Annotated in this window: 1 protein-coding gene; it reads right to left on the bottom strand. The window is 64.5% G+C overall.

The window, feature by feature from the left end:
- Positions 1–223: 223 nt before the first annotated feature.
- Complete coding sequence (locus tag M2103_RS04665) at positions 224–15748, bottom strand: filamentous hemagglutinin N-terminal domain-containing protein (RefSeq protein WP_277509060.1); 15525 nt, start codon at positions 15746–15748, stop codon at positions 224–226.
- Positions 15749–15880 lie beyond the last annotated feature (132 nt).

The raw sequence follows: 15880 nt of genomic DNA, 5'->3' as shown, positions 1-15880 counted from the left end.
TTTGGATTTTCGATTCTCGATTTTCGATTGGGAGCTTCCGCTCCGACGGCAAAGGGTTGCGAGGTTTTTAGTGGTGAAAAATGCGGAGATCGGAATGCGGTTGAACTTTCAGATTTTGGATCCGGTTTTTTGCGATTGATTTGAAGGATTTTTGTTTCGTTTTGATTTCGCTGTCGCGTGGTAACGCGCAATCGAAAATCGAGAATCGAGAATCGAAAATTATTCAGAAGTTGGCGGTGATTTTGGGAGCCCCGGCTGGTGGCGCGCTGGCGAGGATGGTGTCGGGTTCGATGAGTCCGCGGAGGGTGGCGCCGGGGATCGCGGGGGAGCGGAGGGGGCGGAGGAGGACGGACTTGGCGACGGCGACTTCGGTGCGTGTGAGGCCGATGCGCTCGATCGCGGCGAAGAGCGTGCGGAGGCTGCGGACGAATTTTTGCGAGACGGCGGCGTCGGTGTTTGTGGCGGCGTTGTCGTCGATGTAGAGTCCGAAGCCGACGGGGCCGGGGGTGGCGGTGGTGGCGCGGTAGGCGTTGTAGGTGGCGGTGAGCGCGGCGAGGATTTCGGATGTGCGGGAAACGGGGCGTCCGTCGTCGTCGATGGTCATGAAGGTTTCCTGATAGAGGGCGACGGTTTCGCGGGCGCTGGTTTCGGAGATGCGTCCGTCAACGACCTTGCGGTGCTCGGGCGAGGGGATTTCGCTGGGAATGATTTGCTGGAAGAGGCCGCGGTAGTGGTGTTGAGAGAGACGCTCGGCGTCGGTGGCTCCGCGGGCGAAGATGCCGACGTTGTAGAGGTGCTCTTTGGTGGCGCCGGTGATGCGGTTGGCGGCGTCGTTGCTGGCGAGATAGCCGGCGGTGGCCTTGCGCATGTTTTCCTCGACGGCGGAGAGTTCGAGGGATTTGTCGAAGGTGTTGGCGGCGATGTTGACCTGGACGAGTTCGGTGTAGAGATACATCCAGCTGCGGAAGTCGCTTGAGTAGATTTCGTTGAAGATGCTGCCGGCGGGGGGCGGGGTGTCGGTGTTGAAGAAATCGGTGGTGACCCGGAGGGTGACTTCGTCGTAAAGGGAGGGGAGGTAGGCGTAGGAGTTGATTCCCACCAGGGGAGGGTAGAGGGAGCGGCTCTTGATGGCGACAATGTTGACGGAGGGTTCGTCGAGGGTGAGGAAGGCGGAGTTGATTGGGGCTCCGTCCATGCCGAGGATGCTGATGCCGCCGCTTTGGTAGAGGGTGCCGTTGAGGGTGATGGCGAGCGCGATGAGGTCAACTTGGTGCGAGGCGGAGATGTCGGGGACGGTGGCGAGGCCGTTCCAGGCACGGATGTAAATGTCGCCCGCGGTGGGGGAGGCGGCGCCGTTGTCGGGGTCGTAGGAGAGGAGGGTGTTGTATTTGGAGATGGTGATGTCGCCGTTGAGGGTCTCGATGTGGATGCCGTTGCCGCCGACGGCGAAGATGGTGGCCCATTCGGCGTGGTCGGTGCGGGTGTTTTCGATGGTGATGGAGCTGCCGTTGCCGGTGGCGAGGAGCGTGCCGGTGAGGCGCATGGCGGCGCCGTCGTCGAAGTGATAATACTGGTTGCCGGTGGTGGTGACTCCGGAGAGGTGGATGTCGCCGGCGTTGAGGATGTTGATTTGCGGGAGTTCGAGGTCGATGCCGAGGGAGGCGGCGCGTCCCTGTCCGTCGATGTAGAGGCTGCCGCCGCCGGCGTCGAAGGTGGTGTCGGCTGCGAGTGTGAGTCCGCCGGTGGAGGTGACGGTGGTGTTGTTGGTTTGGATGCCGCCGGTGTGGACGGTGGTCATGCCGGTGGTGCCGCTGGGGTTGTGGGTGTCGAAACTGATTGCGGCCCCGTTGTCGGTGGCGCGGAGGAGGGAGGTTATGTTGATGTCGCCGCCGTCGGTGTTGTAGGTTTGCGCGCCGGTGGTTTCGACGCCGCCGTTGATGTCGATGGCTCCGGCTCCGGCGATGTTGATGGTGGCGAGGGGATTGCCCGCGCCGCCGAGGGCCGCGTTGAAGGTGACGCCCGCGCCCGCGCCCTGGATGTCGATTCCGACGGGGGCGGAGATGCGTCCGTTTTCGTCGAGGAACATGCCGCCTTGGACAAGGAGCGTGGTGTTGGGAACGACTAGGGCCGCGTCCGCATCGATGACGGTGGTGCCGGTGTCCGTGGTGGAGGTGGTGGAGAAGCGCATCGTGGCCCCGGAGCCGATGGCGAGGGTGCCGGTGACGTTGATGTTGCCGCCCTCGGTGGCGTGGGTTTGGTTGCCGCTGCTGGTGGCGTTGTGGAGTGTGATCGCGCCCGTGCCGGTGGTGGTGAGTTTGATTTCGCCCGAGGGTGTGGAGAGGTGGTTGGTGAGGGTGATGCTGCCGCCGTCGATGGTGTTGACGAGGATGTTGCCGCTGGCGGAGGCGAGGTCGCCCGCGAGGGAGATGTCGTTTGCGGCGGTGAGGTTGATGTTTTTCGCGGCGGTGAGGGTGTTGGCCGCGCCGTCCGCTGTGATGGCGCCGACGGTGCCGGTGATGACGCCGGCGGAATTGATCGCGCCCTGGCCCGTGAGGAGCACGGTGTCGGTGACGTTGATGAGGATGTCGCCGGTGGAGGCGTTGGTGGTTTTGAGGAGGCCGGTGCCGGTGAGCAGGAGCGAGGTGTAGGTTTGGGCGGAGGTCGTGGTGACGTTGCCGATGGTGATGGCGCCGTTGTTGGCGGTGGCGGCGAGGCCGGCGTTGGCGGAGGTGATTTGCGCGGTGGAGAGGATGTCGCCCTCGGCGCTGGCGAGGGTGATGGCGTTGCCGGCGTTGACGGTGCCGTGCAGTTCCATTCCGGCTTCGGCTGCGATGGAGAGCGTGCTGGCGACGGCGAGGGTGTTGCTGACGGTGGTGGCTAAGAAATTGCCTTTCGCGGTTCCGGTGAACGTGTCGGCGGAGATGATCGAGCCGGCGTCGGTGAAGGTGATGTCCGCGCCGGTGGCGGTGAGGGCGATGGAGCCCCTGGCGGGATTGGTGGTGCGGAGGGTGCCGGTGACTAGGAGGCTGGAGCCGGTGAGGGCGAGGGTGCCGCCAGTGATGACGGAGTGGAGGGTGAGGAGGCCGCCGGCGTCGGCAAGGAGGGAGCCGGAGCCGGTGTTGATGAGGTCGGTGAGGGTGATGTCGAGGGCGGCGGTGTAGGCTTGGTCGCCGTTGGAGGTGGCGGTGATGTGGAGGAGGGCGATGTTGCCGGCGGTGGAGGTCATCGTAATCGCGCCGTGGCCGGCGTTGGCGGCGGCGGTGATGTCGCCTTGGATGGTGATGTCGTTGTTGGCGGCGAGGGTGATGTCGCGCCCGGCGGCGAGGGTGTTGGCGGCGGCGGCGGTGGTGAGGGTGTCGGCGGCCATGTTGATGTCGCGGGCGGAGTCCACGGCTCCGTCGTCGCCGGTGATGAGGGTGGCGCCGGTGGTGGCGATGACGATGTCGCCGGTGGCGGTGTTGGTTGTCTTGAGGAGGCCGGTGCCGGTGAAGGAGCCGCCGGCGTAGGATTGGGTGCCGCCGCTGAGGACGCCGGCGGTGGTGATGTCGCCCGCGCCGGCGTTCATGATGACGTTGCCCGTCGTGGCGGTGATTTGCGCGGTTGTCGCGATGGCTCCGCCGTCCGCAGTGAGGTGGATGTCCGTGTCGTTGAAGACCGCGCCGTTTAGGGCGATGCTTGTGGCGCTGATGGAGATGAGGCCGCCGGCGTTGATGGTGTTGGCGGCGCCTTCGGTGAGAAACATCCCGCCCGTGTGGGTGAACTTGCCCGCGGCGTTCACATTTCCCGACTCGGTGAAGGTGGTGTTTTCGGAGGGGGGGGTGATGATGGTGATGTCGCCGGTGGCGGCGTCGAGCGAGGTGAGCGTGCCGGTGGCGTTGAAATGCCGGCCCTCGCTGCCGTTAATGACGTAGGTTTGCGCGCCGCCGGTGAGGACGTTTTTGGTTTCGATGGAGGCGACGGAGGATTCGACGCGGATGCCGTCGGTGCCTGTGACGCCGGATTTGACATCGCCGCGCAGGAGGACGTCATTCTTGCTCCAGAGGTTGATGCCGCCGGAGGCGGATTCCATGTCGCCATTGAGGATGATATGCCCGAGGGGGTTGCTCATGACGATGGAGCCGGCGGCGATGATTGTGGCGAGGGAGCCGCTGGTGATGCCGGTTTGCGAAACGATCATGATCGCGCTGCCCGAGGTAAGCGCGCCGTTGAGGACGATGTCGTCGGTGGTTGCCTCGATTTTCACGGGGCCGCCGGCGTTGATGGTGTTGGCGGCGGAGTTGGAAGCGAAGACGGCGGAGGTGGAGGTGAAGGCGGCGGCGGCGTTGATGAGGCCGTTGGTGGTGCCGGTGTGCACCATGATGGTGCTGCCGGTGCCGACGAGGGTGATGTCGCCGCCGATGGCGTTGGTGGTTTCGAGGGTGCCGGTGATGGTGATGTTGGAGCCGGTGAAGCTGAGGGCGTTGTCGGCGATGATAGTGGCGAGGGTGAGGTCGCCGCCGGCGTTGGCGGTGATGGAGCCGGCTCCGGCGTCGAGGATGTCGGTGAGGAGGATGGAGCCGGCGGCGGTGTAGGTTTGGTCGCCGTTGGAGGTGGCGGTGACTTTGATGAGCGAGATGTCACCCGCGGCGGAGGTGAGCGTAATCGCGCCGGGGCCGCCCGTGGAGGCGGCGGTGAGGTTGCCGTTGATTGTGATGTCGTCGGTGGTGGTGATGGCGATGTCGCGGGCGGCGGCGAGGGTGTTGGCGACGGCGGCGGTGGTGAGGGTGTCGGCGGCCATGTTGATGTCGCGGGCGGAGTCCACGGCTCCGTCGTCACCGGTGAGGAGGGTGGCGCCGGTGGTGTTGATGATGATGTCGCCGGTGGCGGCGTCGGTGGTCTTGAGGAGGCCGGTGCCGGTGAGGGTGGTGGCGGCGTAGATTTGGGTGCCGGAGGTTTGCGCGTTGCCGAGGGTGATGTCGCCGTTGTTGGCGGTAGCGGCGAGGCCGGCGGCGGACGAGGTGAGCCGCGCGGTGGAGAGAATGTCGCCGGTTGTGCTGGTGAGCTTGATGTCGTTGACGGCGGTCGCGGCGCCGTGGAGTTGGATGTCGTTGGCGGTGGCGATGGTGATGGCGTTGCCGGCGGTGATGGTGTTGGCAGTGGAGGATGTGGTGAAGCCGCCGAGGGATGCGGTGGCGTTGAGCGAATTGGCGGCGGTGATTTGGCCGCCGGCTTCCGTGATGAGGATGCCGCGGGCGTCTATGTTGATGTTGCCGTGGGTGGCGTTGGTGGTCTGGAGGTGGCCGGTGCCGGTGAAGCCGGCGGAGAAATAGTTTTGCGCGCCGCCAGTGAGGACGCCGGCGAGGGTGATGTCGCCCCATCCCGCGTAGGCGGTGATGCCGCCGGCGCCGGTGGTGTCGGCGGTGATTTGCGCGGTGGCGGTGATGTTGCGTTCGTGGGCGTTGAGTGTGATGCCGCCGGCGGTGGATGTGAGCGCGCCGTTGAGCAGGATGTCGCCCTTGGCGCCTAGTCCGTCTTGCGCAATGGTGATGCCGATGTTGCCGGCGGCGGTGATGGTGTTGGCGGCGGCGGTGGAGAGGAAGGTGCCGTTGGCGGTGGCCGAGAGGGTGGCGGCGGAGTTGATCGCGCCGGAGTCGGCGAGGGTGATGCCCGCGTCGGTGGCGTTGAGGGTGATGGCTCCGTCGGCGGCGTTGGAGGTGGCGAGCAGTCCTGTGAGGGTGATTTGCGAACCGGTGAGGGCGATGGCGGAGCTACCTGTGGCGTTGACGACGGTGAGCGCGCCGCCGGCGTTGGCGGTGATGGAGCCGGAGCCGGCGTTGAGGGTGTTCGAGAGGAGGATGGAGCCGGCGGCGGTGTGAGTTTGGTCGCCGTTGGAGGTGGCGGTGATGTCGGTGAGGGCGATGTTGCCGGCGGTGGAGGTGAGGGTGAGCGCGGCGGAGGTGTCGAGGTTGCCGTTGAGCGCGATGTCGTTGAGGGTGGCGATGGTGATGTCGCCGACGGCGTTGAGGGTATTGGTTGTTGACGAGGTGGTGAATGAGCCGGCGGTCGCGGTGAGTTGCGCGGCGGACTCAACGCGGGCGTCGTCGCCGGTGATGAGGGCCGCGCCGGTGGTGTTGATGACGATGTCGCCGTCGTTGGCGTAGGCGGTTTTAAGCAGGCCGGTGCCGGTGAAGCTGCCGCCGGCGTAGGCTTGGGTGCCGCCGGTGAGGACATTGCCGACGGTGATGTTGCCATTCGAGCCGGCGTTGAGTTCGACGGCGGAGGTGTCGGCGGTGAGCGTGGCGTTGGCGGTGATGTTGCCGCCCGCGGTGACGATTTGGATGTTGTCGTTGATGGCGGTGAGCGCGCCGTTGAGGGTGACGGCGTCGCCGGTGGCGGCGGTGGCGTGGACGGATATCCATTTGCCTGCGGTGATGGTGTTGGCGGAGCCCGCCGTGACGAGGGTCAGCGCGTCAACGTAGACGGCGCCGTCGGCGTTGATGAGGGCGTCGCCGGAGAGCGTCGCGGTGTTGTGGGAGAGGAGGCGGATGTCGCCGTCGGAGGCGTTGGTGGTCGCGAGGGTGCCGGTGATTGTGATGCCGCCCGTGCCGCGCATGGTTTCGTAAACCTGGCTGCCGGAGGTGGTGACGCTGGCGTTGACGGTGGTGTTGCCGTAGGAGTCGGTGAGGAGGGAGCCGGCGGTGGAGAGGATGTCGCCGTAGATGGCGATGCCGGCGTTGCTTGTGGCTGTGATGGTGATGTCGCCGACGGTCGTGATGGTGTTGGCGGCGGTTTCGGAGAGGAAGGCGGCGGAGGTGGAGGTGAACTTGCCGGCGGCGTCGACGAGGCCGTTGGTGGTGGCGGTGTGGACGAGGGTGGTGGTGCCGGCGGCGGCGAGGGTGATGTCGGCGGCGGCGTTGGTGGTGGCGAGCGTGCCGACAACGTGGATGTTGTTGCCGGCGGTGAAGCGCAGGTCGTTGCCGGCGGTGATGGTGGGGAGGGTGAGGTCGCCGCCGGCGGTGGCGGTGATGGAGCCGGCGCCGGCGTCGAGGATGTCGGTGAGGAGGATGGAGCCGGCGGCGGTGTAGGTTTGGTCGCCGTTGGAGGTGGCGGTGACTTTGATGAGCGAGATGTCGCCCGCGCTGGAGGTGAGCGTGATCGCGCCGGCGTCGCCCGTGGAGGCGGCGGTGAGGTTGCCGTTGATGGTGATGTCGTCGGTGGTGGTGATGGTGATGTCGGCGGCGGCGGCGATGGTGTTGGCGGCGGAGGCGGTGGTGAGTTCGCGGGCGTTGGCGGTGAATGAGCGCGCGGCGTCGATTTGGTTGTCGCCGGTGAGCAGTGTCGCGCCGGTGGTGCTGATGACGATGTCACCGGTGGCGGCGCTGGTGGTGCGAAGCTGTCCGCTGACGGTGAGGCTGCCGGCGGTGTAGGATTGGGTGCCGCCGCTGAGGATGCCGGCGTTGGCGGTGATGGAGCCGGCGCCGGCGTTCATGATGACGTTGCCCGTCGTGGCGGTGATTTGCGCAGTTGTCGTGATGGAGCCGTTGTTCGCCGTGAGGAGGATGCCCGCGTCGTTGAAGACGGCGCCATTGAGGGCGATGCTTGTGGAGCTGATGGTAATGAGGCCGCCCGCAGTGATGGTGTTTGCCGCGCCGACGGTGGTGAACGCGCCGCCCATGGTGGAGGTGAACTTGCCGGCGGCGTTCACTTTGCTTGATCCGGAGAAGGTGACGCCTTCGGAGGGGCGGGCGATGATGGTGATGTCGCCGGTGGCGGCGTCGAGCGAGGTGAGCGCGCCGTTGGCCTTGAAATACCATCTGTCGCTGCCTTTAATGACGTAGGTTTGCGCGCCGCCGGTGAGGACGTTTTTGGTTTCGATGGAGGCGATGGAGGATTCGACGCGGATGCCGTCGGTGCCTGTGACCCCGGATTTGACATCGCCGCGCAGGAAGACTTGAGCGCGGCTTTGCAGGTTGATGCCGCCGGATGCGGATTCCATGTCGCCATAGAGGATGATGTGCGCGTTGGCGTTGCGCATGGTGATGGAGCCGTCGGCGGTGATGGTGGCGAGGGAGCCGCTGGTGATTCCGTTTTGCGCGGTGAGCGAGATTGTGCTGCCCGAGGTGAGGGCGCCGTTGAGGGCAATGCTGGAGGATGCCGCCTTAATCGACACGGGGCCGGCGGTCGTGATGGTGTTGGCGGCGTTTTCGGAGAGGAAGGAGGCGGAGGTGGAGGTAAACGCGCCGGCGGCGTCGATGAGGCCGTTGGTGGTGGAGGTGTGCACCATGATGGTGGTGCCGGTGCCGACGAGGGTGATGTCGCCGTCGGTGGCGTTGGTGGTTTCGAGGGTGCCGGTGATGTAGATGTTGGAGCCGGTGAAGCTGAGGGAGCTGTCGGCGGTGATGGTGGGGAGGGTGAGGTCACCGCCGGCGTTGGCGGTGATGGAGCCGGCGCCGGCGTCGAGGATGTCGGTGAGGAGGATGGAGCCGGCGGCGGTGTAGGTTTGGTCGCCGTTGGAGGTGGCGGTGACTTTGATGAGCGAGATGTCGCCCGCGTTGGAGGTGAGCGTGATCGCGCCGGCGTCGCCCGCGGAGGCGGCGGTGAGGTTGCCGTTGATGGTGATGCCGGTGCCGGCGGTGATGGCGATGTTAGTGCCCGAGGTGATGGTGTTGGCGGCGGCGGCGGTGGTGAAGGTGCTGGCGGCGGTGACGGTGATGTCGCCCCCCATGTCGATGAGGGCGTCGTCACCCGTGAGGGCGATGGAGCCGGTGGTGCTGGCGAGGGTGAGGTTGCCGGAGCCGCCGAGCGTGCCGGTGAGGGTGATGTTGCCGGCGGTGAAGGACTGGGTGCCGGTGGTGGCGGCGTTGGCGAGGATGAGCGTGCCGCTGGTATTAACTTTTATGCCGCCCGCGCCGGAATTAAGGTCGGCAAGGAGTGACACAAATGAGACCGCGGTGGTGTCGATGGTGATTGCGTTGGCGGCATTAAAAACGGCGCCGGCGGGGAGTGTGATCGTCCCCGAGTGCGCGCCGGCGTTTGGAGGATAGTGGAGTTTGATGTCGCGGGCGGCGTCCACAATCGTGGTTGTTTCAAAGCTTATGGCCGGCCCTCCCCAACTGCCGTTGTAATTGAAGGTGATGTCGCCAGTGTCGGTGTCGGAAGTGATGAATGTGCCGGGGGCGACGGTTCGCCACGATTCGTAATACTGCGCGCCGGAGGAGGTGATGGTGCCGCTGAGGTTGAGGCCGCCGCGTCCGCTTATGAGGCTGACCGAGCCGGCGGACGAGTCGATCGTGCCGTGCACATTGGTATACCATGCGGTGGCGTAGGTATAGCCGCCGGGCACCGGATTGGAGATGGAAACGTCGCCAGTGGCGGCGATGGTGCCGCCTTCGAGCAGGGTGAAGCGTCCGGAGGTGGCGGAGAAGGCGCCTGTGGCGTTCACGTCCTTGATGAGGATGTCTCCCGTGTATTCGTCGTTTTGGCCCGCGGCCTTGATCATCTGGCTGATGACGATGTCGCTGTCCGCGCCGGTGGCGCGGAGGGTGCCGCTGGTGGCAGTGAAGATGTTGTAGTAGGTGTAGGTTTGCGCGCCGCCGGTGGTGACGTCGCGCAGGGTCATGTCGGAGCCGGAGGTGGCGGTGAGCGCGCCCGCAGCGGCTGTGATGGCGGCGGTGGAAACGAGGCTGCCGCTTGAGACCAGCGTGATGTTGCCGGCGGTGGATTCGAGGTCGCCGTTGAGAACGAGGCCGGCGGCGCCGCCCGTGGTGATGTTGATGCCGGTGCCCGCCGTGATGGTGTTGGCGACGGTTTCTGTGGTGAAGCCGTCAACTCTGGAGGTGGCGGAGAAAACGGTGGCGGCGTCGATGCGTCCGTCGCCCGTGACGAGAATTTTTCCGTTTGTGGCGTCGAGGGTGATGCCGCCCGCGGAGGCGCTGGAGGTTTGGAGCAGGTCGTTGAGGGTGATGAAGCCCGCGGTGAGGGAGACGTTGGAGCCGGAGATGAGCCTGCCGAGGGTGAGGCCGCCGGGGGCGCGGAAGGTGGCTCCGACGGTGCTTATGGTGCCGGTGTGGGTGATGCTGCCGACGGTGGAGGTGTAGTCTTGGGAGTCGCCGCTGGTGGCGTTGACGAGGATGATGTTGCTGGAGGCGGTGGCGGAGATCGATCCGGCGGCGGTGATGCCGGCGGTGGAGACGATGCTGCCGCTGGAGGCGAGGGTGATGTCGCCGGCGTTGGAAAGGAGGTCTCCGGCGAACATGATGCCGCCGGTCGATGCCGTGGAGGTGATGGCGATGCCTTTGGCGGCGGTGATGGTGTTGGCGGCGTCTTGGGAGACGAAGGAGGCGGAGGTGGAGGTGAATTTGGCGGCGGCGTTGATGAGGCCGTCGGTTGTGACGAGGATATCGCCGTATTTTGCGTTGAGGGTGATGTCACCGGCGGTGGACGTGATGTCGCCGGCGATCCCAATGCTGCCGTTGTAGATGGTGATGGAGATGTCGTTGGCGGTGATGGTGTTGGCGGCACCGGAAGCGGTGAAGGCACTGGAGGCGGTGGCGGAGAAGGCGGCGGCGGAATTAACGGAGCCGAGACCTGTAAGTATGATCCTGCCGTCGGGGATAATAGTGGTTATTATTCCGATGTTGCCTTGAGATATGTCGGTGGACCTGAGCATGCCGGTGCCGGTGAAGATGCCAGCGCTATAATTTTGCGCGTTTGCCGTGGTGACATTTCCGAGGGTGATCGTGCCCATGCCCGTATTGGCAGTGAGGCCGCCCGTATCGGCAGTGATTTGCGCGTTGCTGGTGATGTCGCGTTCATGGGCGCGAAGATTGACGTTTCCGCCCGTGGATATGAGCGCACCGTTGAGAAGAATATCTCCCATGGCGGCGACGCCATCGATGTCTATGAGGATGCCGATGTTGCCGCCGGCGGTGATGGTGTTGGCGGCGGTTTCGGTGATGAAATTGCCGTTGGCGGTGGCGGAGAACGTGCCGGCTGAGTCGATGCTTCCGTCGCCAGAGCGCCCGATGTAAATATTGCCGCTTGTGCTGGCCAGCGAGATGTCGCCGGTGGTGGAGGTTATGTCTCCGGCGAGTTCGATGCCGTCGCCACCGGCGGTGATGGAGATGCTGGCGGCGGTGATGGTGTTGGCGGAGGTGCCGGTGGTGAAATTGGAGAGGGATGTTGAGCTGAAGACACCGGCGGCGTCGATGCGGCCGTCGTCGGTGACGAGGATTTCGGCGAAGCCTTGGTAATTCGATCCAAGGGCGATGTCGCCTGTGGCCGAGTTTGTGATGAGGGGGGCCTTGATGCGGAGGTTTGCGGTGTCGATGCTAATATTGCCGGCGTTTGATATCATGGTGCCGCCGATGGAGACGGTTAATTCGGATTGCGGAGTGTTGATGGAGATGTCGCCGCCCGCCGTGATTGTATTGTCGGCGGTTTCGGTGTGGAAGCCGGCATTGGTGGCCGAGAAGGCGGCGGCGGCGTTGACGCGGCCGCCGTCCTTTATAATGATGCTGCCGATGTCGGCGATTATGTTGATGTCGCCTGTGGTGGCGTTGGTGGTTTGGAGGAGTCCGGTGCCGGTGAAGCTGTTGGTGTAGTAATTTTGCGCGCCGTCGCTTGTCACGTTGCCAAGTGTGATGCCGCCATAGAGGGTGGAAATTGATACTGCTCCGGAGGTGACGGCGAGGTCGCCGACGAGCGAGATGCTTCCATCGGTGGCGCTGATGGAGATGCCGCCGCCGGCGGTGATGGTGTTGGCGGCGTCTTGGGAGACGAAGGAGGCGGAGGTGGAGGTGAACGTGGCGGCGGCGTTGATGAGGCCGTCGGTTGTGACGTCGTGGACGAGGGTGATGGTGCCGGTGGCGAGGAGTGTGATGTCGCCGTCGTCGGCGTTGGTGGTGGCGAGGGTGTTGGTGACGTAGATGTTGGAGCCGGAGAAGGAGAAGGATTTGCCGGAGGTGATGGATTCGAGGGTGAGGTCGCCCGTTGTGGCGGCGGAAACGCCGCCGGTGCCGGTGTTAATGACGGAGGGCAGGATGAGGGAGCCGCCGGCGGAGTAGGATTGGTCGCCGTTGGAGGTGGCGGTGATGCCGGAGAGGGAGAGGTCGCCGTTGGTGGAGGTTAGGGTGATGGCTCCGGAGCCCGCGGTTCCGGAGGTGAGGTTGCCGTTGACGGTGATGTCATATGTGGTGGCGATGGAGATGTCGTTGCCTGCGGTGATAGCGTTGCCAAGTGTGATGCTGCCGTTATATGTGGTGGCGATGGAGATGTCGGTGGCGGCGGTGATAGCGTTGCCAAGTGTGATGGCGCCTTCGATGTTGTTGATGGCGATGGCTCCGGTGGAGGAGGTGAGAGCACCGTTGAGCGTGATGCCGCTCCTGCCGTCAATGGTGATGTTGCCGCCGGCTGTGATGTCGGAGTCAGAGGAAAGGGAGGAATGTATGGAGAGCAGGGTGATACTGCCGGTAACAGCGGTGAGTCCGCCGCCGAGGGCAATGCTGGCGCCTGAAATGGCAATATCACCCATTGCAGAGATGGTGTTCGCGGCGGTTTGCGTGACAAACTCACCGTCTGCGCGGACTGTAATTTTGCCCGCAGAGGCGATCGAGCCGAGATTATTGAGGAGAATTTCGGAATTGTTTTCGATCGTAATGTCGCCGGTCCCGGCGTTATATGTTTTGAGCAAACCTTTAATGTCAATCGTGCCGCCGGCATTATAGGTTTGCGAACCGCCCGAGATGACATCGCCCAGTTCCAAATACCCCCAGCCGCCGAATCCCCCGTCGATGCTGACACCATGCGTGCCGCTAATATCGGAGAATATCGTTCCAGTGCTGCGAAATGAAGATCCTGCTTTTACTGTAATGCCTCCCGTGGCGGAGGAGACGTTGCCTTCGAGAGAAACGTTAGCGGATCTGATGCTGATGGCCCCGCCGGTGGTGATAGTGTTGGCGGCGTTTTCGGAGAGGAAGAAGGCGGAGGTGGCGGAGAACGCCCCGGCGGCGTTTATGAGGCCGTCGGTTGTCGGTCCGTCAACGAGCGTGATGGTGCCGGTGGCGTTGAGGGCGATGTCGCCATCGGCGGCGTTGGTGGTGGCGAGGGTGTTGGTGACGTAGATGTTGGAGCCGGAGAAGGAGAAGGATTTGCCGGAGATGATGGATTCGAGGGTGAGGTCGCCAGAGGTGTTTGCGAGGATGCCGCCGGTGCCGGTGTTGATCACGGAAGGGAGGATGAGGGAGCCGGCGGCGGTGTAGGCTTGGTCGCCGTTGGAGGTGGCGGTGATGCCGGCGAGCGAGAGGTCTCCGTTGGTGGAGGCGAGAGTGATGGCACCGGAGCCCGCAGTTCCGGCGGTGATGTTGCTGGCAAGCGTGATGTTACCGGCGGTGGCGGTGATGGAGATGTCGCCGCCGGCGGTGATGGTGTTGGCGGCGGCGGTGGAGAAATCCGCCGTGTCGACGGTGACCGTGAAGTTGCGGGCTGACTCGATGCGTCCACCGTCGGTCAGGAACGAACTGCCGGAGCCCGAGGATATCGTGATGTTGCCCGCGGCGGCACTGGTGGTCTTGAGGAGTCCGGTGCCGGTGATTGTGGCAGCGGCGATATAACGGCCCTGATCGCCGGAGATGGTGTAGGTTTGCGCGCCGCCGCTGGTGACGTCGCCGACTGTCAGGCTGCCACACGCAACGGCGACCGAGACACCGTTTGTGCCGCCAATGTCCGCGATGAGGGGGGCGCTGATGACAGTTTCGCTATAGGATTCGGTCGTGATGCCTCCGCCTGTCGATGTTACGGTGCCGCCGATGTGGATATATCCGGTCAAGACGTAGAATGCCCTAATGTAAATGTCGCCGCCGGCGGTTATGGTATTGGTGGCACTGCTTGTCGTGAAGGTGGAGCCGTTTGCGGTGAATTTGCCGCCGGAGTTGATGAGGCCGGCTTCGGAAATCGTGGTGCCGCCGTGGGCACCTGATCCAAGGGTGATGTCGCCGTCACCTGAGTTTGTGATGAGGGGCGCACAAATGGAAAGGCCGATGGTGCTGATGTTGATGTCGCCGGCATTCGATATCATGGTGCCGCCAATGCTGACGTTTCCAGTGGCTTGCGGAGTGGCGATGCTTATGTCACCGCCCGCAGTGATGGTGTTTTCAAGGGAGGCGGATTCGAAGAATCTCGAGGTGGCGGAGAAGATGCCGCCAACATTGACCGCGCCCGCCCCGGAGAGAATCGTGTCGCGCGCGGCAAGCAGAATGAGGTCGCCGGCATCGGCGGTAATCGGGGAGTTGATGAGGATGTCGCTGCCGGAGTTGAGAGTGAGGGAGTAGGGATTGGTCCATGCGATGGCATCAGCGACGGTGATGTTACCGGTAAGGGTTTGGACGGTGACGTTGGCGAGTTCGAGTTGGGTGACGAGGTCGCTGGTGTTGAGATTCCAGTCGGTATCGCTGACGGGGGCGGTGAACACACTGCCGGGGATGACACCGGGGGTGGAGGCAGCAGTGGAGATGGTGAGGTTGTCAGGGTCGAGGAGGAGGGTGCCGGCGGAGCCATCGGCGGAGCGCAGGTCGGCGAGGCCGGTGTAGAGGAGGTTTTGCTTGCCGGAAACCTCGGCGAAACCGCCGCTCGTGAATCCGGTCGCGGAGATGCTGCCGTGGAAGCGGGTGGTTTCGTCGGCCCAGACTATCACCTTGCCGCCGGAGCCGCTGGTCGTGGCGTCGGCGCGGATGGCCGCGCCCTCGGCGACGTAGGTGGCGGTGGCGTTGCGGATGCCGGCGTTCGCGCCTTGGTAGTCGCCGCCGATGAGGACTTCGCCGCCGCCGTGCGCGCCGCTCGCGTCGATGATGGCGTTTTCATCGATGCCGATGTATTGGCCGGTGATTTCGACGCGACCGCCTTCGGTGTCGGCGCTGGCGGCGTCGATGGCGCCGCGGTTCCAGACTTCGCCGGAGCCCTGGCCGGCGAGTTCGACGTTGCGCGCCTTGATGACGCCGGAGTTTTGCACGGCCAATGCGTAGAGGTCGCCGGCGGCGAGCAGGGCGCGTCCGCCCTCCGCGTTGATGTTGCCGGCGTTTTCAACGCCGGCGGTGGCGGAAGCGGCGTCGGGCGTGGTTTTGGTGGCGTTGACAAAGACGTGTTCGCCACGGCGGCCGATTAGCACGTCGTCTCCGGCGGCGAGCATGACCAGGCCGGCGGGGGAGTTGAGGTTGCCGGTGTTGCGCACGTTCTGGCCGATGAGGTGGATGGCGGAGGCGTTGATCACGCCCTCGTTGTGCACCTGGCCGGAGAGCCGCTCGAAGTTGTCGCGGCCGGCGAGGAAGTTGGCGTTGGAGAGGTTGCCCGCGGCGGCGTAGAACTGGCCGACGTCGATGGTGGCGTGCTGTCCGAAATAGATGCCGGCGGGGTTCACGAAATAAACGATGCCGTTGGCCTGGAGGCTGCCGAGGATCGAGGAGGGATCGCCGCCGGTGATGCGGTTCAATACGCGCGAGGTGTCCGTGGGCTGCACGAACTGCACGGTTTCGTTTCGGTCGATGTTAAACTTGGGATACTCGATGATGGCGTTGTTGCCCGCGGTGATCGTGGTTTTGTTGCCGTTGTAATCGAAGGAGGCCTCGCCGGAGACCACCGTGCCCACGGGCGCGTCGGCGCGGAGGCCGGTCGCGGGGAGGGCGAGGATGGATGCGGAGAGGATGGCGCGCAGGGTGAAATCGGCTTCGCGTTTCAGGCGGCGGAAGATGCGGGCGGTGGTTGTGTTGCGCGTGTTCATGGGCGGGGCGAAGTTTTCGGTTAAGTGAATTGGGGTGGGCAAACCGAGCGAGGGGAAAATCCCAAATTTTCAAATTTCAAAGGACAAAATTTCAAAATGCCAAAGGGCGAGGCCGAGCCTCGTCCGGCGGTT

Source organism: Ereboglobus sp. PH5-5, from assembly GCF_029504805.1.
Taxonomy (GTDB): Bacteria; Verrucomicrobiota; Verrucomicrobiia; order Opitutales; family Opitutaceae; genus Ereboglobus.
The sequence above is the reverse complement of the archived record's forward strand: the minus strand, read 5'-3'. Positions and strand labels throughout refer to the sequence as shown.

Excerpts from the sequence above, each read along its gene's own strand:
- M2103_RS04665 (WP_277509060.1), bottom strand. The coding sequence starts at position 15,748 with ATGAACACGCGCAACACAACCACCGCCCGCATCTTCCGCCGCCTGAAA.